Source organism: Marinobacter salinexigens (assembly GCF_008370345.1).
Classification (GTDB): domain Bacteria; phylum Pseudomonadota; class Gammaproteobacteria; order Pseudomonadales; family Oleiphilaceae; genus Marinobacter; species Marinobacter salinexigens.
Genome location: NZ_VTUU01000003.1, coordinates 132,407 through 157,134, shown reverse-complemented (window position 1 = coordinate 157,134; position 24,728 = coordinate 132,407). Strand labels below are relative to the sequence as shown.

Below are 24,728 nucleotides of genomic sequence, written 5' to 3'. Positions count from 1 at the left end.
CTCTGATTTCCAACGGGTGTTCGCACGCACCGCGTCGGAGCCAGAGTGGAAGCCTGCTTACGGATATACCAAGTTCGAGTATAGACACAGATCAACAAAAGGCTAAAAAATAGCCTAAATCCAAAACATCTAACCATGGATTTTTCAGAATCAAAGTGAATATCAGGTTTCCGATTGCAAGCACCGACCGCCGCCTCTGGGCCCTTGCCTGGCCCCTGATGCTGACCAACATGACCGTACCGCTTCTTGGCCTGGTGGATACCGCAGTACTGGGCCATCTGGACAGTCCCGAGTACCTGGGAGCCGTGGCTGTGGGGGCCAACCTGTTCAGTATTCTGTACTGGACCTTCGGATTCATGCGCATGGGTACCACCGGGCTCGCTGCCCAGGCCTGGGGCAAACGGGATCGTTTTGGTCAGGTCGCGTTGTTGCTACGTTCGGTACTGCTGGCCATCGCGATCGGGCTGGTGCTGATCCTGTTTCACAACCCCCTCATTACGACGGGCCTGGCATTGATGAATCCGAGTCCGGATGTCACCGACCTGGCGGCAGACTATGCAGCCATACGGATCTGGAGTGCGCCTGCCGTGTTATGTCAGTACACCCTCGTGGGCTGGCTCATCGGCACCCAGTTTCCCAGGGGGCCGATGCTTATGCTGATCGTCGCCAATGGCCTGAATATCCTCCTCGATGTGCTGTTCGTCACCGTCCTGGGCTGGAATAGCCGCGGGGTGGCCATAGCAACGGTCATTGCGGAATACGGCGCAGCTACCATCGGCTTTGTCATCGTCCTGACCCGTATGCCGGAAGGGCAGAAGCTGACCCGGGCGCTGATCGGCGAACTGTCGGACTACCTGAAAATCCTGCGGGTGAATCGCTACATCATGGTGCGCACCATCGCTCTGCTGCTGGTGCTGACATTTTTTACCGCCCAGGGCGCAAGGCAGGGTGACACCGTACTGGCTGCCAATGCGGTGCTGATCACCTTCCTGCTGCTGATCTCGAATGCCCTGGACGGTTTTGCCAACGCCGCCGAGGCTCTTATCGGAGAATCCATCGGCAAGGGCAACCGGCGCCGTTTCCGGCGTGTTTTCCAGAGCGCACTGCGCTGGTCCCTGTGGGGCGCAGTGTTATTGACCGTACTCTTCGTGTTTGGAGGGCGAAGCCTGATCACTCTGCTGACCGGTATTCCAGAGGTCCGCAACACGGCCATCCAGTATTTGCCCTGGCTCTGGTTACTGCCTTTCGCCTCAGTCTGGGGGTTTCTGCTCGACGGTGTGTTCATCGGCGCCACCCGAACCCGGGATATGCAGAACACCATGCTGTTTGCTGCCCTGGCGGTATTCCTGCCGGTCTGGTGGCTCACAACCGGCTGGGGCAATCACGGTCTCTGGCTTTCCCTGATTTGTCTGATGCTGGCACGCGCCCTGAGCATGGGATGGCTGTTCTGGTCACATACCCGTCATGACCGCTGGTTCGCCGATAGTTAAACCTGTATTAAATTTGTTACAATTCTGCGCCGGATTTAATCTTGCCCGACCGGCAGTCGACAAAATGTCGACTACACTTGTCATAAACGGCAGCGCGGCGGTGACTACCTCTGCCAGCCTGCCTCGGTACCCTTTACAGATAACAGGAGGCGCCTTGCGACCTCACACTGTTCACACACCGGCATCTCCTGAAATGACACCACAGGTTGTACTGGAAATTATTGACCAGGCTCGAAAGAAAGAAGCCCGTTCAGGCACTTTCCTTCGCCAACTCAGGGAGAAAGCCCCACAGCTTCCGGCTGCCGTTACGATCATCGACGGCTACCAGCCCGCGACCTGCCTGTTCCAGTTCGCGGTTGAGTACATCGAGATGGCGCCACGGCTGATCGAGTGTGTTGATGCCTGTGCCCGGGAGGCCGGGGAGTCAGACCTGTTTGCGCCGTTTATTGAAGCAGCTACCCGCTACTTCACCCAGCCGTCTGCCCAACTGGTCCGATTTGATGGGCTGGATGGCCTGTTGATCCGGGCCTACCTGTGCCATCGCCTGATGGAGGAAATGTACGAGAACAACCGGTCAACCCGGGCAGGGGAATTGGTGGACATCGACGCCACCCGCGCCAATCTGCTGGCTCACCAACTGATCGGAGAACCGTTCGCCAACGAACTCGATGAGTCCATCATCGTGACCGTGCAACAGATTGCCGGCACCCCCGATTATTACAACCTTGATCTGGACCCCTTTGTGGATCAGGTCAACCATGTTGCCTGGGACTGGATGCGTCAGTACTGGGAGAACCTGCTAGACCGTAACCACATCCGCTTCCAGCTCGGCTCCGGACTGATCTGACAAAGCCCGGAACAGGTCCCGATCCGAGGCCGCAGTTCTTTGAGTGCCACCATGAACCCGGTATGCTGTCGAACCTTTAAGCAATTCCACCTGGAGACATTACGTGTTGGAAAACGCCGATCTTGGAAAACTGATTATCCGCCTGAGTCTGGGCGGCCTCATGCTGTTTCACGGTATTGCCAAGCTGCTTCACGGTGTAGGCTTCATTGAAGGACAGCTGGCAAGCCACGGCCTTCCAGCCTTTCTCGCCTACGGGGTGTATATCGGCGAAGTCATCGCGCCCCTGATGATCATTCTCGGATACCAGACCCGTATCGGCGCTCTGTTGATTGTGTTCAACATGCTGGTCGCCATCGTGCTGGTGCACAGCCATCAGCTTCTGACCCTGGGCAGCAGTGGAGGTTGGGCTCTGGAACTGCAGGGATTTTTCCTGTTCACCGCCCTGGCCGTTGTGTTCCTCGGCCCGGGTCGATACAAGCTGAAAAACTGAACCGAAGGTCTTCAGGAATCACCCGCGGATACTGCCCGGTATCCGCGGTATAACATGACACGATTCCGCCCTGCACCCTTGGCAGCATAGAGCGCCTCATCCGCCCGCCGAACCAGTTCTCCCGGCTTGGTACTACGATCCGGAATCATACTGGCAACCCCGATACTGATGGTCAGGCTGATCGGTGTTACCTGGGCGCCCGGATGCACCGTTGCATCCTCAACCGCCTGCCGCAATCGCTCGGCAACACGCTCGGCCCCTTCAATCGGCGTGGTCGGCAACAGCACCACAAACTCCTCACCACCGTAACGGGCCAACAGATCCCCGGAGCGCTGAACCTCCGCGCCGCAAATGGCCGCCACGGTAATCAGACAGTCGTCTCCTATCAGGTGACCGTATTTATCGTTCACTGACTTGAAGTAATCGATGTCGAGTATCAACAGACTCAGAGGGTACGCCTGTCGGCTCGCTCGACTCCATTCAGTGACGAGCACGTCGTCAAACTGACGCCGATTCGCGACCTGAGTGAGGCCATCAGTCAGGCTCATCGACTTCAATCGGGAATTCGCCCGTTCCAGCTCATCCGTGCGTTCGCTAACCCGCTCTTCGAGTGTCTGATTCGCCCGCTTCTGGATCTCCAGTGCCTGATCCTGCGCCTTCATCCGGCGATGCCGTTCCACATTGATCCGGTACGCCAGCGCAAACGACAGCAGGATGACCTCCAGCGCCACACCGATCTGCGGCCCGAATTCCGTCAGGAAGTTCCGGGGCAGATACCCCAGTTTGCTGATCGCCAGTAAGAGATGACCAAATAGCAGCGGTGTCCAGGCCAGAACATAGAACGCTGCCAGCTTCTGACCTTTCAGCCACACCCGGATACCTACCAACCAGGCAGCGGGCGTCGCAATAGCGGCCAGGGTGCTGATCAGAATAATTCCACTCTGGTAACCGCCGAGAAACCCGTAGGCAAACGTTACTGCGGAGCAGATCAGCATCGCCTGCAAAAAGCGGAATCCCAGCGGGCTGTATCGCCGGACGGCCAGGAAGTGCAAGGTAAACATGGTGGCGGAAAACAGGGCAACGGAAACGATCGGTGCGGTGAAATACCGGTTCAACCAGGGTAGCTCCGGCCACAGCCACTGGAACAGGACACCATGAAAATTCAGCTGAACCAGCCCCGCCGACACCACCGACAACACGTACCAGAGATAGGCAGGATGGCGAACAATACTGAACAGGAAAAGGTTGTAAAGCGCCAGGGCCACAATAATGCCAAGAAACATGGCCTGCCAGCCCGAGGCTATCTGGTCTTTCGCCAGAAACTCTACGGATGTCATGATGGCGACCGGAATCTGGACAGATCCTTGTGTCTCTACCCGGATATACGCCGTGAGTGGCGAGCTTCGGGAAGGAACCGGGAACAGGAACTCGCGATGGGGGATAGGGCGGCTTGAAAAGGGCCTGTGATCGCCGGTCAGGTGTTCTTCCAACAATGCCCCGTCCCGAAACCAGTAAACATCTACCACGTCCAGGAGGGGATAGCTGATGTCCAGAACCCGATTAGGTGCCTTCGGTGGCACATCAATCCTGAGCCAGAATGCACCATCGGAGAAGCCGAGGTTGAGCACCTTGTCACCGTCAAAGGCCTGCCATTGATCCGCTTTCATTCCGGCAACGTCAACGACCCCCATGCCGCCATGAACATCCTCGAACCAATGAAACGTGGGTTCAGCAGCAACCGCCCGGTCCGAGAATGACCAAAAGGCCAGACAAACAAGCAAAAGCACCGCAACATGGGCGGAATGTTTCATAGAAGGTTCCGGTTTTCGGGTCTCGCGACTTGAACTAAACTTCCGAAGCCCCGAGCAGGGACATAAACGTCCCTGTCAGTTTTTTATACCAGTTTAGACCTTTGGGAGCGTCTCCACACCCCACCCAAAGGTGATACACCGACCCGCCTCCGGAGAACCAACCGATGACCGAGAAAACACCAACGCTCCAACCCGGCCGTTATCGCCACTACAAAGGTAAGGACTACCAGGTGATCGACCTGGCACGGCACAGTGAAACCGAAGAATGGCTGGTCGTCTACCGTTGCCTGTACGGCGACCACAGCCTGTGGGTCCGGCCGCTTTCGATGTTCCGGGAGACCGTGGAAGTCGCCGGAGAACAGGTGCCCCGGTTTGCCCGTATCGGCGATGCCTGAGGTTACAATTCCGCTTTGACTGTTGTGGTCAATTCCTGCACATTAGCCGGCTTTTCGTGAACCCGGCTCCCAAAAGGAGCTGGATAACCCAGCCATTCCTACCCGGAGTCTGTCATGAACGCCGTTGTTGCCGCGGTTGCCATCATGCTCGTTCTGAGCCTGTGCCGCATCCACGTTGTTGTTGCCCTGATCATTGGAGCCATTTCCGGTGGCCTGATCGCGGGGCTTTCCCTCGAAGACACGATCAATGCGTTTAATAGCGGCCTCGGCGGCGGAGCCACCGTTGCCCTGTCGTACGCCACCCTTGGTGCTTTCGCAGTAGCCATCGGCAAATCCGGCCTGGCCCACGCCCTGGCCGACAGAGCCCTCGCCCTCGTGGGCAGACAGGAAGACGGCGCCGCCGCAACCGGTATCCGTTTCCTCATCATTGGCCTGCTGCTGGCCGTTGCCATTTCGTCCCAGAACATTCTGCCGATCCACATCGCGTTCATCCCGCTAGTGGTGCCGCCACTGCTGTATGTCATGGCCAAACTGAACATGGATCGTCGCCTGGTCGCCTGCGTCCTGACCTTCGGCCTGATCACCCCATACATGTTCCTGCCGGTGGGATTCGGGGGCATCTACCTCAACGAGATCCTTCTGGCCAACGTAGCCGACAACGGTGTTGATGCCTCTGGCCTTAACGTCATGTCCGCCATGGCGCTGCCAGCACTCGGCATGCTGGTTGGCCTCCTGATCGCTGTGTTCTTCAGCTACCGCGGCGAGCGTCAGTACGACATGAAAGCGATCGAAAAGACCGAGCGGGTTGATGTGCAGTACAGCCCCCGGACCCTGATCATGGCCCTGGTTGCCATCGTAGCAGCCTTCGTAGTCCAGCTCTGGCTTGGCTCCATGATCCTCGGCGCGCTGGCCGGCTTCGTACTGTTTAACCTGTCCGGCGTGGTGAAGTGGAAAGAAGCCGATGACCTGTTTACCGAAGGCATGAAAATGCTGGCGATGATCGGCTTCATCATGATCGCCGCTAACGGCTTCGCCGAAGTGATGAGGGAAACCGGCGACATCGCCAGCCTGGTGCAAGGCTCCGTGGCCGCCATTGGCGACAACAAGCCCTTGGCAGCGTTCCTGATGCTGGGCGTGGGCCTGCTCATCACCATGGGTATTGGTTCATCTTTCTCCACCATCCCCATCATCGCCGCCTTGTATGTGCCCCTGGCCCTGCAAATGGGCTTCAGCCCCCTGGCCATCGTGGCCCTGGTCGGCACCGCTGGTGCCCTGGGTGACGCAGGTTCCCCGGCTTCCGATTCAACCCTGGGACCCACCGCCGGCCTCAACGTCGACGGCCAGCACAACCACATCTGGGACACCGTGGTGCCAACGTTCCTGCACTACAACCTGCCGTTGCTCGGCTTTGGCTGGTTGGCGGCTATGGTTCTTTAACGTTTGGAGTTGGCCTGCCTTGCGTAGCCTGCCTGTTTTGGGGGCTGCGAGGGCGCGGGGAGCTTTTCTTCTGGGAAAAAACAACTCGCTTCGCTCAGACATATTTTCCCGGCAGAAAAGCTCCCCACACCCTCTCGTTCTGACCTCAAACGGAACGCCCGTAAATTTCAGAGCGACGAACCATAACCAGCGACATTCGTATGTTTTCCAGACGATATCGTGATGGTTCGTTCGTGAGGGGGTAGGGGGATTTTTTCCCGCCAGAAATGGCTGTCTGAGCGAAGCGAGTTCCATTTCCAAGGGAAAAAGATCCCCCTGCCTCCTCGCAGCCACCAAAGCGGTCAGGCTACAAAGCAGAAAGCAGAAAACACCAATACCTCAGTCATCCTGCCCGGTAGACTTGAAAAACACCACCTGCTGAACCGTGTGGTCGTCTTCGTTCTTGCGCTTGTTCACCCGCGTCTCCAACTCCAATACCTGGGTTTGGTCCTGAGCCTCCGGCTCTTCAGCCATGGCATCGGTAAACCCGCAGGCCACACACTCGCGAACCTGTTTGTCGTTGTCGTCAGTGAACATCATGATCTTGTCCATCTCCGCACAACGGGGACAGACGGCGCCGGCGATAAAGCGTTTCGGACTCGCCATACTCAACTCCAGATAAACTGACCGGCCGCCCTGAAGACGGCCGGTTCCAATGGGCTCAGGCGGCTTCGTCCGTGATGCCGGATTGTTTCAGCAACGCATCCACTTGCGGTTCGCGGCCACGGAAGGCTTTGAACAGTTCCATCGGCTCCTGGGAGCCGCCTTTCTCCAGAATGTTCTGCAGGAAGGCTGTGCCGGTTTCAGGGTCGAAGATGCCGTTTTCCTCAAACAGTGAGAAAGCATCCGCCGCGAGCACTTCCGCCCACTTGTAGCTGTAGTAGCCGGCCGCGTATCCGCCCGCGAAAATATGGGAGAAGGCGTTCGGGAAGCGATTGAACTCGGGCGCTTCCACCACGGCTATTTCTTCCCGTACCTTGCGATGCATGTCCAGCGGGTTGGTTGGCGCCTCATCGGTGAATTCCGCGTGCAGCCGGAAGTCGAACAGCGAAAACTCCAACTGGCGAACCATGCCCATTCCGGACTGGAAGTTCTTGGCTGCCAGCAGCTTCTGCAGCAGATCGTCCGGAAGCGGTTCACCGGTTTCGTGGTGGCTGGCAATCAGAGCCAGGGATTCCGGGCTCCAGCACCAGTTTTCCAGGAACTGGCTTGGCAGCTCGACGGCGTCCCAGGCAACACCACTGATGCCAGAGACATCCAGCACTTCCACCTGAGTCAGCATGTGGTGCAGGCCGTGACCGAATTCGTGGAACAGGGTCGTCACTTCGTCATGGGTCAGCAGCGACGGCTTACCATTGACCGGCGCAGTGAAGTTACAGGTCAGGAAGGCAACCGGCAACTGCAGGTGACCCTTCTGGTTGCGCCAGCGGGTGCGGCAGTCAGCCATCCAGGCACCACCGCGCTTGCCCTGGCGAGCGTAGATGTCGAAGTAGAACCAGGCGACCGGCTCGCCATTGCGGCTGATACAGTAGGCCTTGGCATCCTCGTGCCAAGTTTCTACTTCTGGTCTCTCTTCGATCTGTACGTTGAACAGTTTTTCAGCAACCCGGAACAAGCCGGGCACCACTCTATCCGCAGGGAACCAGGGGCGCAGGGTTTCGGGTGAAATGTCGTACTGTTTCTGTCGCAGCTTCTCGCTGTAGTAACCCACATCCCAGGCTTTCAAGTCCTCAACGCCGTGCTCATTTTTCGCAAAGGCCTGGAGCTCGGCGAACTCGCGCTCGGCAATCGGCTTGGACTTGGCCGCCAACTGATTCAGGAACTCAATCACTTCGTCTACGCTGCGGGCCATCTTGGTGGCCAGGGAGCGCTCGGCATAGTTGTTGAAACCCAGCAGTTGCGACAGTGCATGGCGACGTTTCAGGATTTCCGCCATCACCGGGGTGTTATCCCACTGACCTGCATCCGGGCCTTGGTCTGAAGCCCGGGTGACAAATGCCTCGTAGACTTCCCGACGCAACTCACGGTTGTCGCAGTAGGTCATCACCGGGAAGAAGCTGGGGAAATCCAGAGTGATCACATAACCGTCCAGCTCTTTCTGGCTGGCCGCCTGTTTGGCACCTTCAATGGCGCTTTCCGGGATACCGGAGAGTTCATTCACATCGGTGATGTGTTTATACCAGTGCTGGGTGGCATCCAGCACGTTGTCACTGAACTTGTTGGACAGTTCCGCCAGCTCACGGGACAGATCGGCATAACGCTTTTTCTTGTCCTCCGGCAGATCAACACCACCGAGGTGAAAATCACGCAGGGTGTTATCCACAGCCTTGCGCTGAGCTTCACTCAGGTCCTTGAAATCATCCCGCGCGGCCAGCTTCTTGTAAGCATCGCACAGATCACTGTTCTGGCTGACTTCAGTGCCGTATTCCGTGAGTTTTTCCAGGCAGTTCTTGTACACCTTGCGCAGTTCGTCGGTATTCATCACCCCGTTCAGGTGAGAAATCACGGACCACGCATTACTCAGCTTGTCGTCCAGAGCCTGCATCGGCTGGGCCAGGGTATCCCAGGTGGGATCGTCCTGCTGTGCAAGCTGCTCAATCTTAACGCGGTTCTCACTGAGAATCTGATCCATGGCCGTTTCCATGTGCTCGGTCCGGATGTGGTCGAACTTCGGCAGCAGATCATCGGTCAACAATGGGTTATTCATAAGTCCTCTTCTCAGCACTCTGTGGATAAGTTAGTTTCAGACAATGGCACTGTCTGGTGAGTCCCTGGGGAGAGGCTTTCCGAAACTGTGCGGAGCCATGGATGGCGGAGCCCAAGCGTCACATGGACGTGCCGCAAGGAGCGTGTTTCGGAAAGCCTCTCCCCAGGGACTCCACCCCGGAAGTAACAATCACCTGAAAGGTATATGTAATGACGAATGTACGCTCTCACAAGGGTATAACACCAGAATTAGGGGAACGTAACTGGGTGGATCCCAGTTCGGTCGTGATCGGAGATGTGCAAACCGGAGCCGATTGCTCTATCTGGCCAATGACCGTGGTGCGCGGTGATATGCACAAAATCCGCTTTGGCGACCGCTGCAATATCCAGGACGGTTCCGTTCTGCACATTACCCACGCCAGCTCCTACAACCCCGATGGCTATCCGCTGATTCTGGGTGATGACGTGACGGTGGGCCACAAAGCCATGCTCCACGGATGCACCATCGGCAGCCGGGTACTTGTCGGCATGGACAGCACGATCATGGATGGTGCCGTGGTAGAGGATGACGTGATCGTTGGCGCGGGCTGCCTGGTGCCACCCGGGAAGCGGCTCGAGTCCGGTTATCTGTATGTGGGAGCGCCGGCCAAACAGGCGCGCCCGCTGACGGATAAGGAACGCACGTTTTTCACTTATACCGCAGCCAACTATGTGAAGCTCAAGGACGAATATCTGGCCGAATCCGGCTCCTGATAGAGATCAGGACCTAGGACCATTATTGAAGTGGATGTGCAGTAAGTAATACCGACTGCACATCCGCAGCCCGCTCGCAGCGGCCGGATCAGTTGCCGGCTGCTGAGTTGCGCTTGGCGCCAGCCTTTTCCAGAGCCTGGGCGTAATCTCCACCTTTGCGATGCTGTGAAATCAGATCCAGGATGGTCTCACCTTCACTATTGGCGGCATTCACGTCACGACCCGCTTCCACAAAAAAGCCGATAAAACGCTCGAAATCGCCGGCCCGCATGGCCTGGTAGGCTTTCAGCAGCACGTGATAGTCCGGGTTTTCCGCCTTGTCATAGATATCAATGGCGAGAAAGCCTTTGACCCGCTCATCGCTCCACTCTTCGCCAATTACCTTGGGCTTGTCTGGTCCGCTCATACTCGCTCTCTCATCTTCGTATTCATTGGGCATGCAATCGGGTCGGACACATCCGACCACGGGCGAAACAGTATAAAGCTCTGAAACCTCAACAGTTATATGAATTCAGCATGAGAATCTACATGCCAAGCATAAGTGGCGGCAATACGTGCTCTGAGGAGGCGCGGACAGGGATACGGGTCAGGGGTTGATCTCTATTGGCAGATCACCCGTGGAAATGGAATCATCACATTCCGGATTACGGATGGAAATTTCCACGCGGCGATTCCGGGCACGGTTTGCCGCAGAGTCATTCGGAGCCAAAGGATTGGTTTCCGCCCGGCCAGCCGCCATGACGCGATCCGCCACAATTTTCCGGTTCATCACCAACTCATGCACAACCGACACCGCCCTGGCCGCTGACAGGTCCCAGTTTGAACGGTAGCGGCCACTGGATATGGGCAAGTCATCGGTAAATCCGGATACCACCACATCACCGGTACAGGCCGACAATACGTCCACCACCCGGTCGATGATCGGGATCATTTCCGGCTTGATCGCCGCCTCACCAGACCGGAATGTAGACTCCTCGGAAAAACGAATGACAACCTGGCGGGGATCGTAATTGACGCTCAGGGCATCGGAAGCCACTTCCGATTCCAGTTCGCGGATCAGTCGGCTGGCCAGATCAATGATTCCTCCGGGGATTTTTGTCGGAGCATCACTTTCGTCTCGTTCATCAATGAATTCCGGATCCCGGGTCAGGGTGTCCGTCGGCTCAGGCAGGGAGACGGTGTCTGATTCCACCAGGGTGATCGGCGAGCCCCCTACGTTATCCGCAAGCACATTGCTGGAACCGAAAGCCACCGCCATGGAATTAGCCATGGCGCGGTATTTCTCCACGTCCATTTCGGCAAATGACAACAGCAGGATAAAAAAGGTCAGCAGCAGGGTCGCCAGATCCGCAAACGTGACAATCCATGCCGGCGAATCGCTTTTGGGACGTGATTTTTTGTTCTGGGCGGGTAACTGCAAGAGCTTAACCCTCCCGCTCCGGGGTCAGTCCGGTACGCTGATCCGGATGGACGAAGGACGACAGCAACTCGGTCATAACCCGGGGATTCTCTCCCCGCATGATGTTCTTGATCGAAGTGATGATCAGCATCTGGTTGCGGGCTTCATCTTCCGCCTTCAGCTGCAGCTTGTCGGCCAGGGGCAGGGCAACCAGTTGCGCGATGAATGCACCGTAAAGCGTGGTCAGCAACGCAATAGCCATGGCAGGACCAATGGATGAGGGATCATCCAGGGTGTTGAGCATCTGCACCAGCCCCACCAGAGTACCCAGCATGCCGATCGCAGGCGCGGACTCGCCGATCCCCCGGAACACACGTTCAGCCACGTCATAACGCTCAGCCGTTTGCTGGGATTCCTGCAAAAGGGCTTCTTCCACCAGTTCCGGAGGGTGTCCGTCAACACACAGATTAATGGACTTTTTCAGGAATTCGTTATCGCTCTGGTGGTTCTCAAGGCCGAGAATGCCCTCTTTGCGAACCACCCGGGCCAGTTCACCAACCTCCCGGATCAGGTCCGTGGGGCGGGCGACGCGATCAATGAAGGCGGCGCCGATGGCCAGGCGGAAGGCACTGACCACCGAGGACATCCGGAACTTGATCAGGGTGACGGCGAAGGTTCCGCCCAATACGATGGCCAACCCGGGCAGGTTCAGGAACGTCAGCAGGGACGCATTGGCCAGCATGGCCAGTCCGACAATGAGAATACCTGCAAGCAGCCCTACCAGGGTGAGAATATCCATTCACGACCTCAATCGTTACGCAGTTCGTCAATAACCGGGCTGGTTTCCGGTGCAATACCCCGCCAGACCCGGAAGGACTCGGCCGCCTGTTCCACCAGCATGCCCAGGCCGTCGTACGCCCGGCTGGCACCATGATCCAGCGCCCACTGGTTGAAGGTGGTGGTCTGTAAAGAGTACATCATGTCGTAGATAACGGTATTTTCACCGATCACATTTGCCGACACCGGCGGTAAATCCCCCTGAAGGCTGGCGCTGGTGCCGTTGATGATCACGTCAAACGGCTGATCCGGCTGCTCGAAGCCGCAGGCCGCCATTTCGGTATTACCCGCATCATCCGCAAACAGTGACACCAGGGCCTCGGCCTTGCTCACGGTACGGTTCGCGATGGTCAGCGCCGCCGGCCCCCGGGCCAGAATCGGCGCGATAACACCCCGCACCGCACCACCAGCCCCCAGAATCAGGATGCGGGCACCGTTCAGGGTGACCCCGTGATTGCTGGTCAGATCCTGCACCAGTCCCTGGCCATCGGTGTTGTCAGCCGTCAGCACGCCATCCTCACTGAAATAGAGCGTGTTGGAAGCGCCGGCTTTCTCGGCCCGCGCGGTGCGCCGGGCGGCCAGCTTCCAGGCTTGTTCCTTGAACGGCACAGTGACATTCAGCCCTTTGCCACCCCGCTCAAAAAACTGCCGGACTGTCCTCTCAAAATCATCAATCGGTGCCTGAATAGCCGTATACTCGACCGCTTCACCGGTCTGGCTGGCGAACAGGCTGTGAATACGGGGCGATTTGCTGTGGCTGATCGGGTTGCCGACCACCGCGTACAGGTCGTTACTCATTTACGCCCTCCAACCATTCCCGGCCGGTCAGGAAGTAATCCGTCAGGCGGGCTTCGTCTGTTCCCAGCTCCGGTACACGATTGTAGTCCCAGCGCACCAGCGGTGGCAGCGACATCAGGATTGATTCGGTGCGGCCACCGGACTGCAGACCAAACAGAGTGCCGCGGTCGTACACCAGGTTGAACTCCACATACCGGCCCCGGCGATACAGCTGGAATTCCCGCTCCCGCTCGCCGTAAGGCATGTCCATCCGTCGCCGGACAATCGGCTCATAAGCTTCAATATAGCTGTTCCCGACGGACTGCATCAGACCAAAATCCTGTCCGAAGTCGCCAGTGTTGTGATCGTCAAAAAACAGACCGCCGACACCCCGGGGTTCATCCCGGTGCTTGAGGTAGAAATAATCGTCGCACCATTTCTTGAAATGTTCGTAGGTGCCTTCGCCAAACGGGGCGCAGGCGGCTTTGGCGGTCCGGTGCCATTCCACGCAGTCTTCATCAAAACCGTAATAGGGCGTCAGGTCGTAGCCGCCACCAAACCAGTACACCGGCTCGCCTTCTTTCGGGGTAGCGATAAAGAACCGCACGTTGGCGTGGGAGGTCGGTACGTAGGGGTTGTTTGGATGAATCACCAGGGAGACCCCCATGGCCTGCCAGGGGGCACCGGCCAGATGCGGCCGATGGGCCGTTGCCGAGGCGGGCATGGTATCCCCCATCACATGGGAGAAATTCACACCGCCCTTCTCGAACACCTTGCCGTCGGTAATAACCCGGCTGATACCGCCACCACCTTCAGGGCGATCCCAGGCGTCCCGGATGAACGAAGCATCGCCATCCACCGCTGCCAGCCGGCTGCATATCGCCTCCTGAAGACTCAGCAGATACTCTTTAACGGCTTGAATGTCGGGTTGTTGTGCCATGAATTCTCCTATCGAAGCTGCTGGCCAGTGACAATATCAATGATGCGGCTGGGGTTACGGTTACCCCCCAGGTCGCCAGGAACAATCCAGTCCAGCTGTTCGCCAAAATAGCCACGAACCTGCCAGATGTGGCGCGCGGGCTGGCGGCCGGCAGGGTTGCAGGAGGTGGATACCAGAGGCATGCCTGCGGATTCGCAAAGGGCGCGGACCACCGGGTGCTCGCTGACCCGGACAGCAATAGAGCTGTGGCGGCCACGAACCCAGGCAGGAATCTGCTCGTTCACATCAGGAAGCAGACAGGTTACCGGCCCGGGCCAGTGGCTAAGAGCACGCTCACGCAACTCGGCGGGCAGGGGATCGAGCAGAAACCGGACCTGTTCCACGGAGGACGCCACCAGAATGACGCCCTTTTCCACCGGTCGCTGTTTCAGTTCCAGGATCCGCTCTACCGCTTCCTGATCCCAGGGATCGCAACCCAGCCCCCAGACTGCTTCAGTGGGGTAGGCGATCACGCCACCCCCGAAAAGAGTGCGGCGAGCACAATGTATTTGCCAGTCGCTGAGCGGACAGGGAATGGTCATAGGGATATCGTCTGACACCAATCGGATTGATCTCTGCACCGGCTCAGGCGCTTCGCTGATAGCCTCCCGGAGCCGCGTTTACCAGCCCCTGCAACTCCAGCAAAAGCAGGGCCTGCATAAGCTGATCGGCCGGCAGACCGGTCGCTGAACCCAGTGCGTCTGTTGACTGTGGATCATACCCTAAAGCCTCGAACACCGCGATTTCCCTGCTATCCAGACTCGACAGATCCAGTGCATTCTGAGCACCGGAAGCTCCCGGTTCCGTCTGGCCCGATGACATGGACCACCAGGTGCCCAGCTCTTCGAGGATATCGTCAACCGTTTCCACCAGCCTGGCGCCCTGTTTGATCAGATGATGGCATCCCCTGGCCACCGGGCTGTGCACCGAGCCTGGTATGGCAAACACCTCCCGGCCCTGTTCGAGTGCCATCCGGGCGGTGATCAGAGAACCACTCTTGAGCCCGGCTTCAACAACCAGTACCCCCCGACTCAGCCCACTGATAATCCGATTGCGCTGAGGAAAGTGGGAAGCCCGGGCCGGTGTTCCCGGGGGATACTCGGACACCAACAACCCGTGTTCGATAACGCGCTCTCCCAGCCGCTGATGTTGTGCCGGATAGATACGGTCCAGCCCGCAGCCAATCACTGCCACTGTCGGATAACCTGAATCCAGAGCGCCGGCATGTGCGGCACCGTCGATACCCAGCGCCAGTCCGCTGGTGACCAGCAAATCCCGGGAACTCAGTTCAGCGGCAAACCGGCGCGCATGGTCCAGTCCGGCCCGGGTCGCATTCCGGCTACCCACCATGCCAATCTGATCGAGCTGAATCAGGGACTGGTCTCCACGGGTATAGAGCACCAGAGGTGCGTCGTGCACGTGTCGAAGCGCTTCCGGATATCGCCGGTCAGGCCAGGTAATGATCCCGATACCCAGACGTTCACAGTCACTCAGGGTTTTCGCAACAGCACGAAACACAGGGTGGCTGTTATCCCGGTCTTGCCAGGCATGAATTCCAGAGATGGTCTCCTGAAGCAGCCCCATGGCTTTAAGGGTTGCCGGATTCATGGTCAGCAGGTCAGTCAGTTGCGCCGTCTGTGCCAACACCGACTGACGGCGCCGGGTGCCGAATTTTGGTAATCGGGTCAGTAAAATCCAGGGGGCATTGGAGTCATTGAATACATCGGAACAGGTCTGTTCCGATGCCAAAAGAGGGGAATCTGTCACGGCTTCTTCCTTGAATACAAAAAGGCCGGACCTTCCTGGCCCGGCCGTCACTCATGATCAGCTAACGTCCGATCAGGGGTTGGTTACCTTGTCACCAACCGCCAGCGGGCGGGTTGCCTGCAGAATCAGGCCATAGCTCATCTTCTCATAGACCTGAAACACCATCATCAGGCCTGCACGCTCGGAAGGCAGCTCGATGGTTTCTCCAGTCATCGGGTCGCGCACCATGTTGCCAGCCTTGAGCACCGCCATGACGTTACCTGACTTCAGGCCTTCACGTTCGCCGCGGTTGATAGCGACCACATCGAACTGGCCAATCTGTGTGACGCCGCCATCAACGGAAATCATCTGGCCCTCAACCGGCTCTTCCGGAGCACTGGGTACGAAACTGGTAGAAATCGGGCGGTCTATGTTGGTCAGCAGGCGGTCACCAATACGGATTTCCTGATTGGATTTGGTAAGTTCCAGGGTCAGGACGTCGCCATTCTCCGCCGTCACTTTGCCAGAACCGATGCTGCGGGCTTCGAGCCCCAGGAATTCGCCACTTTCCGGATCACGGAATTCCTTGGTGCGGCGGAAGATACCCACATTGTTCGCAGGCTTCTCACCACGAGCGTAGATACGATCGCCCGCACCGGTAATGATGCGCGCATCCTCGCCCTCAAGCACATAGGGCGCTCCGGCCAGTTCTTCAGGTGCCACAATGCGGATATCCGTCAGGAAGCTGCTGATGGCATCCAGAGGAATTGCAGGGATCGGCGTATCAATCGGCTCGGAACGAACCTGGGGAGACAGCTTCACCACATCATTGGAAGCCACCTTGGTAATGCGGGGCTCGCCATCGATATAGACCAGAGCAAGACGGTCACCAGGATAAATCAGGTGCGGGTTGGCCACCTGGGGGTTCACGTGCCAGATTTCCGGCCAATACCAGGGATTGCTCAGAAAACGGGCCGAGATATCCCATAGGGTGTCACCCTTCACGACAGTGTAACGCTCGGGATGATCGGACCGCAGCTCAGGTGCAGCCTGAACCCAGGATGAAATCAGCAGCGTAGTTGCTGCCAGAGCGTACAGCAGTTTCCTCATTGTCTAAGTCCTTGATCGCGTGCCTTGAATCTTTGCATTCTGTTGGGATGCAGCCTGATTTACCTGCAGCTTATTACGTTGTAATTCCTGATACTATAGAAGAAGTCCCGGAATTTGTGATGTTATCTTTTGTTCTTCCAGTAAATTCTATCCTGCCAACAAAAGATTTTAACTATTAACTGTTCAGTTTGTACTCAATCGACGAATTATTAGATAATAGGGTATCAGTAATCAGACCGGCCCTGGCGCCTTGAATACTGCGCGTCTGCCCCGATAATCATAGGTAACGGGTGAATTTTTGCGCAGTACACAGTCGCATTTTGGTGATCGCTTTCACGTGTTTTCAGAAAGTTACACCAGAAACAAATGTTAACGCCGGAAACCGTCAAACAGGTCATTTAAAGTACGAGCCTTATGATACTAGAAATACTCGAATACCCGGATCCTCGTCTGCGCACCATTGCCAAACCGGTTGATGAGGTTACAGGCGACATCCGCAAGCTGATCGACGACATGTTCGAGACCATGTACGATGCGCCGGGTATTGGCCTGGCGGCGACACAGGTCAACGTGCACAAGCAGATCATCGTCATGGATCTGTCAGAAGACAAAGACGAGCCCCGGGTATTCATCAACCCGGAAGTGACCGTTCTTGATGGCGACTACGAAGCCATGCAGGAAGGCTGTCTTTCCGTACCCGGATTCTACGAAGACGTAGAGCGGGTAGAACATTGTCTTATCAAGGCACTGGATCGTGACGGCAATGCCTTTGAACTGGAGGCCACCGGTCTGCTGGCGGTTTGCATCCAGCATGAGATGGACCACCTGAACGGCAAATTGTTCGTTGATTACCTGAGCGCTCTGAAGCGGAACCGGATTCGCAAGAAACTGGAGAAACTGCACAAAAAGAGCGCCTGAGGTCACAGCCCCCCAGGACACCAGAACAGAATTCGGACCGGGTTTCAGACCCGGTCTTTTCGTATTCAACGGAACAGAGATTCAACACCGTGCGACTCGTATTTGCCGGAACTCCGGATTTTGCCGCAACTGCCCTGAAAGCCCTGCTGGACACCCGACATACCATTGTTGGCGTCTACTCCCAACCTGATCGACCCGCAGGTCGCGGCCGCAAACTGATGCCCAGCCCGGTCAAACAGGTGGCTCTGGATGCCGGGATTCCGGTATACCAGCCAGAGAACTTCAAAATAGAAGAAGCCCGCCAGGAGCTCGCCGCTCTGGAGGCAGACGTTATGATTGTGGCCGCCTACGGCCTGATTCTCCCCGAGGCAGTGCTGGATACACCGGCCCGGGGCTGCCTGAACATCCACGCTTCACTGCTTCCCCGCTGGCGGGGAGCCGCACCCATTCAGCGAGCCATTGCCGCTGGTGATGAAGAAACAGGCATCACCATCATGCAGATGGATGTCGGCCTTGATACCGGCGACATGCTGCTGAAGACCAGCACCCCCATTAACCCCGACGATACCGGCGGCAGCCTCCATGACCGGCTGGCCGTGATGGGTGGAGAGGCCATCGTTGAAGCCCTGGAGAAGCTGGAACGAGGCCAACTCTCCGGTCAGGCCCAGGACGATACACTTGCCTGCTATGCCCACAAACTGTCCAAGGAAGAGGGTCACATCGACTGGAACTGCGGTGCCGCAGACATCAGCCGCCTGATCAGGGCCTTCAATCCCTGGCCGGGCACCTATACTGACCTCGAACAACAGCGGATTCGTCTCCACCAGGCCGAACCGTTGGCGGAAACCTCTGACCAACCAGCCGGTACGGTATTGCGCCGGGAGCGCAGTGGCATTGACGTGGCCTGTGGCGAAGGCTCTTTACGCATTACCCGCGTGCAATTACCAGGCTCTCGCGCCCAGGACATCAATGACCTGATCAACGGCGGCAAACAGATACTGTTGCCGGGGCAGGAGCTGAGCTGATGGCGAGTCAGCCGCTACCCCTGAGGGCACTCGCTGCCAACGTGCTGCTGGCCGTGGAAAACGGGCAGTCCCTGTCCCAGTGTCTGCCGCCGGCTCTGACGCGACTGGCGCCGAACGAACGCCCGGTGCTGCAGGCTCTTTGCTATGGCACCTGCCGCTGGTTTCATCGGCTTGAAGGAGAACTGGGGGGCAGGCTGAAAAAGCCGCTGCGCAAACCCGACCGGGTTGTGCATCACCTGATGCTGGTCGCCCTGTTTCAACTGCGATTCAGTCAGCAGGCCAACTACGCGGTGCTGAACGAATCCGTGGAAGCCTGCAAAGCGTTGAACAAACCGCACCTGACCGGGCTGGTCAACGGCGTGCTCCGGGCTGCCGAGCGGGAGGGTGCCCCTGAGCCAGCGAACGATGCCAGCCGTTTCAGCCATCCCGAATGGATCGTGGAAAAGCTGCGCCACAACTGGCCGGAAGACTGGCAACACATTCTGGGTGCCAACAATGCCCAGGCACCGATGACCCTCCGGGTTAACGCACTTCGGTTCAACCGCGAGGAATACCTCGCGCTGCTGGAAAAAGCCGGCATAGGCGCCACGCCCACCGTATTCGCCCCCATGGGCATCCAACTGGCGACACCTGTCCCTGTGGACCAGTTGCCCTGGTTCGCAGACGGCGCGGTAAGCGTTCAGGATGAAGCCGCCCAGCTCTGTACCACACTGCTGGACCTGGCACCCGGCCAGCGGGTACTCGATGCCTGCGCTGCACCGGGAGGCAAGACCTGCGCCATTCTGGAAAGCTGTGGCGAGCTGCAGGAGGTGGTGGCAATTGATGAATCCGCCGATCGGCTGCCCCGGGTTCAGGAAAATCTTGACCGCCTGGATCTGGATGCCAGCCTGAAACAGGCGGATGCTGCCGATACAGATAGCTGGTGGGACGGCCAGCCCTTCGACCGGATTCTTCTGGACGTGCCCTGCAGTGCTACCGGAGTGGTGCGACGCCATCCCGATATCAAGCTGCTGCGTCGGGAGTCTGACATCACGCCCCTGGCTGCCATCCAGCTCGGACTCCTCAAGGCCATGTGGTCAATACTGAAGCCCGGAGGACGGCTGGTGTATGCCACCTGTTCGGTGTTCCCGCAGGAAAATCACCGTATAATCCAGCGATTCCTCAAACAGCAGGAAAGCGCCGTGCTCATTGAACCGGATGTTCAGTGGGGGCGGGATATGGGTGCAGGGCGGCAGCTGCTCCCGGATCCAGACAGCCATGACGGCTTTTTCTACGCCGTATTGGAGAAACCCGAACCATGAAAATCCTGATTCTCGGAGCTGGCCAGGTGGGTGGTACCCTGGCAGAAAACCTGGCCAACGAAGCCAACGACATCACCGTGGTGGACAGCGACAGCATTCGCCTCCGGGAGCTACAGGACAAGCTCGATATACGCACCATGCACGGCCCCGCGTCCTACCCCAACATCCTGCGTGAAGCCGGAGCCGAGGATGCCGACATGATCATCGCCGTGACCAACAGCGATGAGACCAACATGGTGGCCTGTCAGGTCACCAAGCTGTTGTATAAAACCCCGACCACCATCTGTCGGGTACGGGCCAACGCCTACCTCGCCAAGACCGAGTTGTTTTATCAGCGCGATCAGGCCAAGGATCTGGACAGCCTGCGGGGCTTTCCCATCGACGTACTGATCAGCCCCGAACACCTGGTGACCAAGCACATCACCCGTCTGATCGAATATCCGGGCGCCCTTCAGGTGCTGGAATTTTCCAAGGGTCTGGCACGACTGGTAGCTCTGCGGGCAACCAAGGGTGGTCCACTGGTCGGCCAGGAGCTATCCCATCTGCGCACCCACATGCCCCGGATCGATACCCGGGTAGCCGCCATCTTCCGTAAGGACCGGGCGATCATGCCTCAGGGCGACACGGTGATCGAAGACGGCGACGAAGTGTTCTTCATTGCTGCCTCCGACCATACCCGTTCGGTGATGAGCGAACTCCAGCCGCTGGCCAAACCCTACAAACGCATCTTCATCTGCGGCGGCGGCAACATCGGTTTCCGTCTCGCCAATACCCTGGAAAGCCGGTATCAGGTCAAGTTGCTGGAGCGTGACCGCGAACGCTGCGTGATGCTGTCGGAACGTCTCCGCAAAACGGTGGTTCTGGAAGGCAACGCCGCCAACAAGGAAATCCTGCTTGAAGAAAACATCGAAAACACCGATGTGTTCTGTGCGGTCACCAACGACGACGAAGCCAACATCATGGCCTCGTTGCTGGCCAAGCGCCTGGGCGCCCGCAAGGTACTGACCCTGATCAACAATCCGGACTATGTGGACCTGATCCAGGGCGGCGATATCGATGTAGCCATCTCGCCACAACAAACCACCATCGGCAGCCTCCTCACCCATGTTCGCAGGGGCGATATCGTCAACGTGCACTCCCTTCGCCGGGGGGCGGCAGAAGCCATAGAAGCTATCGCCCATGGTGACCACAGGTCGTCAAAAGTGGTCGGAAAACGGCTGGATGAAATCAATCTCCCGGAAGGCACCACCATCGGTGCGATTGTGCGCCACAGCGAGGTTCTCGTTGCCCACGACCACCTCCGGGTACAGCCAGATGATCACCTGATCCTGTTCCTTGTGGACAAATCCCGGATCCGGGATGTGGAGAAGCTTTTCCAGGTGGGACTGACATTCTTCTAGTTCAAAATCAAGGCAGTGAATCGGACTTAGAAATACCGCTTTGGCAAGCGTATAATGCGCCTTTTTTCGGAGTGTCCCGAGGGGAATAGCGGGGCGCCACACACAGACTGAATCAGCAGGCAATCGTCGTGACAGACAAGGCAACGAACACCTCCGCGCCGGATATCAAGACCTTCCAGGGTCTGATCCTGGCTCTACAGAATTTCTGGGCGCAGCACGGCTGCGTGGTTCTCCAGCCCCTGGATATGGAAGTGGGCGCTGGCACGTTCCACCCGGCTACCTTCCTGCGGGCCATTGGTCCGGAGACCTGGAATGCGGCCTACGTTCAGCCAAGCCGTCGTCCCACTGACGGCCGTTACGGTGAAAACCCCAACCGTCTGCAGCACTACTATCAGTTCCAGGTTGTTCTGAAACCGTCCCCGGACAACATTCAGGAACTCTATCTGGACTCTCTGCGGGCTCTGGGCCTGGACCCTCTGGTTCACGACATCCGTTTCGTTGAGGACAACTGGGAATCACCTACCTTGGGCGCCTGGGGCCTGGGCTGGGAAATCTGGCTCAACGGCATGGAAGTCACCCAATTTACCTACTTCCAGCAGGTCGGCGGTCTGGAATGCTACCCGGTCACCGGCGAGCTGACCTACGGTCTGGAACGGATTGCGATGTACCTGCAGGGTGTGGACAGCGTCTACGACCTGGTGTGGACCAACGGTCCCGATGGTGTGGTGACCTACGGCGACGTGTTCCACCAGCAGGAAGTGGAAATGTCCACCTACAACTTCGAGCAGGCGGATACCGAATTCCTGTTCCACAGCTTTGATGTTCACGAGCGCGAGAGCGCCCGCCTGATCGAAGCCGGCCTGCCACTGCCCGCCTACGAGCAGGTGCTGAAAGCCTCCCATACCTTCAACCTGCTGGACGCCCGCCACGCCATTTCCGTGACCGAGCGTCAGCGTTTCATCCTTCGCGTACGTACCCTGGCACGCTCCGTCGCCCAGGCCTATTTCGACAGCCGTCGCAAGCTTGGCTTCCCGCTGGCTCCGGAGGCCTTGCGTGAAGAAGTCATGGCCGCAGCAGATGCTGCCGAAGCCAAGGCGAATGGAAAGAAGAAAGGCAAGAAAGCGAAGAAGGCTGAGCAGGAACAGGGGAACGCATAATCATGGCTACACAGGATTTTCTGGTCGAACTGGGCACCGAAGAGCTGCCCCCCAAGGCCCTCAAACCACTCTCTGATGCCTTCACCCAGGGTATCGTCAAAGGTCTGGAAGAAGCCGGCATCGACTTCGGCAAGGTTGAAGCCTTTGCAGCGCCACGCCGCCTGGCGGTACGAATCCGCGACCTGGCTGACGCCCAGCCCGACAAGTCGGTGGAGAAGCGCGGTCCTGCAGTCAAAGCCGCATTCGACGACGCCGGTAACCCGACCCGCGCACTGACCGGTTTTGCCACCTCTCTGGGCGTCACTCCGGATCAGCTCGACACTCTGGAAACCGACAAGGGTGCCTGGGTGATTTACCGCACCGTGGAACAGGGCAAGCCTACCATCGAACTGATGCCGGAACTGATTGAACAGTCCCTGGCAGCCCTGCCGATTCCCAAGCGAATGCGCTGGGGTGCTCACCGGACCGAGTTTGTACGTCCGGTACACTGGGCCATCGTGCTGTACGGCAACACTGTGATCGATACGCCGATCATGGGCCTTACTCCCGGCAACAAGACCCGTGGCCACCGCTTCCACTGCCCCAAATCACTGATCGTACCCACGCCCAGCGATTACGAAGTGGTGCTGAGACAGGAAGGCTACGTGATTGCTGACTTTGCCGAGCGCCGTGACATCATCCGTGAAGGTGTGACCAAACTCGCGGAAACAGAAGCCAAAGGCCAGGCCGTCATTGACGAAGACCTGCTGGACGAAGTGACTGCGCTGAACGAGTGGCCAGTGCCGCTGATGGGCCGGTTCGAGGAACGCTTCCTGGAAGTGCCAGCAGAAGCCCTGATTTCCTCGATGAAAGAACACCAGAAGTACTTCCACGTGGTCTCCGCCAACGGTGACATGATGCCGCTGTTCATTACCGTGGCCAACATCGAGAGCAAAGACCCGTCCCAGGTTATCTCCGGTAACGAGAAGGTTATCCGCCCGCGTCTGTCCGACGCCGCCTTCTTCTATGAGACGGACCGCAAGACCCGCCTGGAAGACCGTATCGAGCAACTCAAGCCGATCGTGTTCCAGGAAAAGCTGGGTAGCCTGTATGACAAGTCTGTCCGGGTGGCAGCCCTGGCCGGCAAGATTGCCGCTGCCATTGGCAGCGAGCCAGAGTTGGCGACCCGTGCCGGCATGCTGGCCAAGACTGACCTGTGCACTGAAATGGTTCTGGAATTTACCGACCTTCAGGGCATCATGGGCCAGTACTACGCCACCAACGATGGCGAGGCAGCCGACGTGGCCAAGGCTCTGAACGAGCAATACATGCCGCGCTTCGCGGGTGATCAGTTGCCTACCACCCTGACCGGTTGTGCCGTTGCCATCGCCGACCGGATTGATTCCCTGGTCGGCCTGTTCGGTATCAACCAGCCGCCCTCCGGTACCCGTGATCCGTTCGCCCTGCGTCGTGCTTCCCTCGGTGTGTTGCGTATTATCATCGAACGCGAACTGCCCCTGGATCTGCAAACCCTGTGCGAATGGGCGAAAGACGAACACTCGGCGATCAGCGAGCCCAACGTAGCGGATACCGTGGTTGACTACATGCTTGAGCGTTTCCGTGCTCACTATGAAGAGCAGGGCATAGGTGCCGAGGTCTACCTGGCGGTGCACGCTCGTCGCCCAACCCGTCCGCTGGACTTCGACCGTCGTGTGAAGGCTGTTGAAGCCTTCCGCCAGCTGCCTGAAGCTCAGGCCCTGGCCGGCGCCAACAAGCGGGTGTCCAACATCCTCACCAAACAGGGTGGTGATCAGGTGGGCGAAGCCGTCAACAACAGCCTGCTTCAGGACGCAGAAGAGAAAACCCTGGCAGACCAGGTCGAGCAGCAGGCAGCCAGGGTTCTGCCTCTGTTCGAGCAGGGCGACTATGCCAGTGCCCTGAGCTCTCTGGCGGGTCTGCGAGAGCCTGTGGATAACTTCTTCGATGCGGTCATGGTCATGGCCGACGACGAAGCCATCCGCGATAACCGCCTGGCACTGCTGAATCGTCTGCGTAACCTGTTCCTGAGGGTTGCTGACATATCTCTGCTGCCAGCGGCCAACTAAGGCCGGGATCAGGGCTACCAGACAACG

At 58.0% G+C, this 24,728-nt stretch carries 23 protein-coding genes; 12 read left to right on the top strand and 11 right to left on the bottom strand.

Going from position 1 to position 24,728, the window contains the following annotated elements:
• Positions 1 to 218 precede the first annotated feature (218 nt).
• The 3 genes from FWJ25_RS08030 to FWJ25_RS08020 all read left to right on the top strand — a co-directional run bounded on the left by FWJ25_RS08030 (position 219) and on the right by FWJ25_RS08020 (position 2,827).
• The gene (locus tag FWJ25_RS08030; protein WP_149600059.1) at positions 219 to 1,490 is read left to right on the top strand and encodes an MATE family efflux transporter; all 1,272 of its coding nucleotides are present in this window, start codon (positions 219 to 221) and stop codon (positions 1,488 to 1,490) included.
• A gap of 193 nt (positions 1,491 to 1,683) precedes the next feature.
• Positions 1,684 to 2,337 carry a hypothetical protein gene (locus FWJ25_RS08025; protein ID WP_149600058.1) on the top strand — a complete coding sequence of 218 codons (654 nt, stop codon included), beginning with the start codon at positions 1,684 to 1,686 and terminating at the stop codon, positions 2,335 to 2,337.
• Between the two features lie 103 nt (positions 2,338 to 2,440).
• Positions 2,441 to 2,827, top strand: a complete 387-nt coding sequence (locus tag FWJ25_RS08020; RefSeq protein WP_149599754.1) for a DoxX family protein — start codon at positions 2,441 to 2,443, stop codon at positions 2,825 to 2,827.
• 11 nt (positions 2,828 to 2,838) lie between these two features.
• Here the strand turns inward: FWJ25_RS08020 and FWJ25_RS08015 are convergent, their stop codons facing one another.
• On the bottom strand, positions 2,839 to 4,638 hold the full coding sequence (locus FWJ25_RS08015; RefSeq protein ID WP_149599753.1) for a sensor domain-containing diguanylate cyclase: 1,800 nt from the start codon (positions 4,636 to 4,638) through the stop codon (positions 2,839 to 2,841).
• A 164-nt stretch (positions 4,639 to 4,802) separates the two neighbouring features.
• On the opposite strand from FWJ25_RS08015, the gene FWJ25_RS08010 reads away from it, so the two are divergent.
• Together FWJ25_RS08010 and FWJ25_RS08005 are read left to right on the top strand one after the other, a co-directional pair.
• A complete protein-coding gene (locus tag FWJ25_RS08010; RefSeq protein ID WP_149599752.1) occupies positions 4,803 to 5,033 on the top strand; it encodes a DUF1653 domain-containing protein in 231 nt (76 codons plus the stop codon).
• A 114-nt stretch (positions 5,034 to 5,147) separates the two neighbouring features.
• Positions 5,148 to 6,470 (top strand): Na+/H+ antiporter family protein, encoded by a 1,323-nt coding sequence (locus FWJ25_RS08005; protein WP_149599751.1) that lies wholly within the window; start codon positions 5,148 to 5,150, stop codon positions 6,468 to 6,470.
• Between the two features lie 378 nt (positions 6,471 to 6,848).
• Here the strand turns inward: FWJ25_RS08005 and FWJ25_RS08000 are convergent, their stop codons facing one another.
• Together FWJ25_RS08000 and prlC are read right to left on the bottom strand one after the other, a co-directional pair.
• Positions 6,849 to 7,115: a YheV family putative zinc ribbon protein gene (locus tag FWJ25_RS08000; protein WP_149599750.1), complete on the bottom strand. Its 267-nt coding sequence runs from the start codon at positions 7,113 to 7,115 to the stop codon at positions 6,849 to 6,851.
• A gap of 55 nt (positions 7,116 to 7,170) precedes the next feature.
• Complete coding sequence (prlC, locus tag FWJ25_RS07995; protein WP_149599749.1) at positions 7,171 to 9,216, bottom strand: oligopeptidase A; 2,046 nt, start codon at positions 9,214 to 9,216, stop codon at positions 7,171 to 7,173.
• Positions 9,217 to 9,425: 209 nt separating this feature from the next.
• Between prlC and FWJ25_RS07990 the strand changes: the two genes are divergently transcribed.
• Complete coding sequence (locus tag FWJ25_RS07990; RefSeq protein WP_149599748.1) at positions 9,426 to 9,968, top strand: gamma carbonic anhydrase family protein; 543 nt, start codon at positions 9,426 to 9,428, stop codon at positions 9,966 to 9,968.
• Positions 9,969 to 10,056: 88 nt separating this feature from the next.
• Here the strand turns inward: FWJ25_RS07990 and FWJ25_RS07985 are convergent, their stop codons facing one another.
• From FWJ25_RS07985 to FWJ25_RS07950, 8 genes are all read right to left on the bottom strand, one after another.
• A complete protein-coding gene (locus FWJ25_RS07985; protein ID WP_149599747.1) occupies positions 10,057 to 10,374 on the bottom strand; it encodes a PA4642 family protein in 318 nt (105 codons plus the stop codon).
• Between the two features lie 180 nt (positions 10,375 to 10,554).
• A complete protein-coding gene (locus tag FWJ25_RS07980) occupies positions 10,555 to 11,388 on the bottom strand; it encodes a flagellar motor protein MotB (protein ID WP_149599746.1) in 834 nt (277 codons plus the stop codon).
• Positions 11,389 to 11,392: 4 nt separating this feature from the next.
• Positions 11,393 to 12,166, bottom strand: coding sequence for a motility protein A (locus tag FWJ25_RS07975; RefSeq protein WP_149599745.1), 774 nt, complete (start codon positions 12,164 to 12,166; stop codon positions 11,393 to 11,395).
• Between the two features lie 8 nt (positions 12,167 to 12,174).
• A complete protein-coding gene (gene aroE / locus FWJ25_RS07970; RefSeq protein WP_149599744.1) occupies positions 12,175 to 13,002 on the bottom strand; it encodes a shikimate dehydrogenase in 828 nt (275 codons plus the stop codon).
• A complete protein-coding gene (gene hemF / locus FWJ25_RS07965) occupies positions 12,995 to 13,921 on the bottom strand; it encodes an oxygen-dependent coproporphyrinogen oxidase (RefSeq protein WP_149599743.1) in 927 nt (308 codons plus the stop codon). Before hemF ends, aroE begins: the two co-directional genes overlap by 8 nt.
• An 8-nt stretch (positions 13,922 to 13,929) precedes the next feature.
• Positions 13,930 to 14,502, bottom strand: a complete 573-nt coding sequence (tsaC, locus tag FWJ25_RS07960) for an L-threonylcarbamoyladenylate synthase type 1 TsaC (RefSeq protein WP_149599742.1) — start codon at positions 14,500 to 14,502, stop codon at positions 13,930 to 13,932.
• Between the two features lie 43 nt (positions 14,503 to 14,545).
• The gene (gene dprA, locus FWJ25_RS07955) at positions 14,546 to 15,727 is read right to left on the bottom strand and encodes a DNA-processing protein DprA (RefSeq protein ID WP_438616560.1); all 1,182 of its coding nucleotides are present in this window, start codon (positions 15,725 to 15,727) and stop codon (positions 14,546 to 14,548) included.
• Positions 15,728 to 15,799: 72 nt separating this feature from the next.
• Positions 15,800 to 16,816 (bottom strand): LysM peptidoglycan-binding domain-containing protein, encoded by a 1,017-nt coding sequence (locus tag FWJ25_RS07950; protein ID WP_149599741.1) that lies wholly within the window; start codon positions 16,814 to 16,816, stop codon positions 15,800 to 15,802.
• A 414-nt stretch (positions 16,817 to 17,230) separates the two neighbouring features.
• On the opposite strand from FWJ25_RS07950, the gene def reads away from it, so the two are divergent.
• From def to glyS, 6 genes are all read left to right on the top strand, one after another.
• Complete coding sequence (gene def / locus FWJ25_RS07945) at positions 17,231 to 17,734, top strand: peptide deformylase (protein ID WP_149599740.1); 504 nt, start codon at positions 17,231 to 17,233, stop codon at positions 17,732 to 17,734.
• Between the two features lie 89 nt (positions 17,735 to 17,823).
• Positions 17,824 to 18,759, top strand: a complete 936-nt coding sequence (fmt, locus tag FWJ25_RS07940) for a methionyl-tRNA formyltransferase (protein WP_149599739.1) — start codon at positions 17,824 to 17,826, stop codon at positions 18,757 to 18,759.
• Positions 18,759 to 20,060, top strand: a complete 1,302-nt coding sequence (gene rsmB, locus FWJ25_RS07935) for a 16S rRNA (cytosine(967)-C(5))-methyltransferase RsmB (protein ID WP_149599738.1) — start codon at positions 18,759 to 18,761, stop codon at positions 20,058 to 20,060. The genes fmt and rsmB overlap by 1 nt, the downstream gene beginning before the upstream one ends.
• Positions 20,057 to 21,460 carry a Trk system potassium transporter TrkA gene (gene trkA, locus FWJ25_RS07930; RefSeq protein ID WP_149599737.1) on the top strand — a complete coding sequence of 468 codons (1,404 nt, stop codon included), beginning with the start codon at positions 20,057 to 20,059 and terminating at the stop codon, positions 21,458 to 21,460. Before rsmB ends, trkA begins: the two co-directional genes overlap by 4 nt.
• A 128-nt stretch (positions 21,461 to 21,588) precedes the next feature.
• The gene (glyQ, locus tag FWJ25_RS07925) at positions 21,589 to 22,617 is read left to right on the top strand and encodes a glycine--tRNA ligase subunit alpha (protein ID WP_149599736.1); all 1,029 of its coding nucleotides are present in this window, start codon (positions 21,589 to 21,591) and stop codon (positions 22,615 to 22,617) included.
• A 2-nt stretch (positions 22,618 to 22,619) separates the two neighbouring features.
• Positions 22,620 to 24,701: a glycine--tRNA ligase subunit beta gene (glyS, locus tag FWJ25_RS07920; RefSeq protein WP_149599735.1), complete on the top strand. Its 2,082-nt coding sequence runs from the start codon at positions 22,620 to 22,622 to the stop codon at positions 24,699 to 24,701.
• Positions 24,702 to 24,728: the final 27 nt, after the last annotated feature.

What these genes read in the sequence shown, in the direction of transcription:
- hemF (WP_149599743.1), bottom strand. Translation starts at nt 13,921, where the DNA reads ATGGCACAACAACCCGACATTCAAGCCGTTAAAGAGTATCTGCTGAGT.
- tsaC (WP_149599742.1), bottom strand. Translation starts at nt 14,502, where the DNA reads ATGACCATTCCCTGTCCGCTCAGCGACTGGCAAATACATTGTGCTCGC.
- FWJ25_RS08025 (WP_149600058.1), top strand. Translation starts at nt 1,684, where the DNA reads ATGACACCACAGGTTGTACTGGAAATTATTGACCAGGCTCGAAAGAAA.
- def (WP_149599740.1), top strand. Translation starts at nt 17,231, where the DNA reads ATGATACTAGAAATACTCGAATACCCGGATCCTCGTCTGCGCACCATT.
- aroE (WP_149599744.1), bottom strand. Translation starts at nt 13,002, where the DNA reads ATGAGTAACGACCTGTACGCGGTGGTCGGCAACCCGATCAGCCACAGC.
- FWJ25_RS08010 (WP_149599752.1), top strand. Translation starts at nt 4,803, where the DNA reads ATGACCGAGAAAACACCAACGCTCCAACCCGGCCGTTATCGCCACTAC.
- trkA (WP_149599737.1), top strand. Translation starts at nt 20,057, where the DNA reads ATGAAAATCCTGATTCTCGGAGCTGGCCAGGTGGGTGGTACCCTGGCA.
- FWJ25_RS07975 (WP_149599745.1), bottom strand. Translation starts at nt 12,166, where the DNA reads ATGGATATTCTCACCCTGGTAGGGCTGCTTGCAGGTATTCTCATTGTC.
- prlC (WP_149599749.1), bottom strand. Translation starts at nt 9,216, where the DNA reads ATGAATAACCCATTGTTGACCGATGATCTGCTGCCGAAGTTCGACCAC.
- rsmB (WP_149599738.1), top strand. Translation starts at nt 18,759, where the DNA reads ATGGCGAGTCAGCCGCTACCCCTGAGGGCACTCGCTGCCAACGTGCTG.
- FWJ25_RS08000 (WP_149599750.1), bottom strand. Translation starts at nt 7,115, where the DNA reads ATGGCGAGTCCGAAACGCTTTATCGCCGGCGCCGTCTGTCCCCGTTGT.
- FWJ25_RS08030 (WP_149600059.1), top strand. Translation starts at nt 219, where the DNA reads ATGCTGACCAACATGACCGTACCGCTTCTTGGCCTGGTGGATACCGCA.
- FWJ25_RS08015 (WP_149599753.1), bottom strand. Translation starts at nt 4,638, where the DNA reads ATGAAACATTCCGCCCATGTTGCGGTGCTTTTGCTTGTTTGTCTGGCC.
- glyS (WP_149599735.1), top strand. Translation starts at nt 22,620, where the DNA reads ATGGCTACACAGGATTTTCTGGTCGAACTGGGCACCGAAGAGCTGCCC.
- FWJ25_RS07990 (WP_149599748.1), top strand. Translation starts at nt 9,426, where the DNA reads ATGACGAATGTACGCTCTCACAAGGGTATAACACCAGAATTAGGGGAA.
- FWJ25_RS07985 (WP_149599747.1), bottom strand. Translation starts at nt 10,374, where the DNA reads ATGAGCGGACCAGACAAGCCCAAGGTAATTGGCGAAGAGTGGAGCGAT.
- FWJ25_RS08005 (WP_149599751.1), top strand. Translation starts at nt 5,148, where the DNA reads ATGAACGCCGTTGTTGCCGCGGTTGCCATCATGCTCGTTCTGAGCCTG.
- FWJ25_RS07950 (WP_149599741.1), bottom strand. Translation starts at nt 16,816, where the DNA reads ATGAGGAAACTGCTGTACGCTCTGGCAGCAACTACGCTGCTGATTTCA.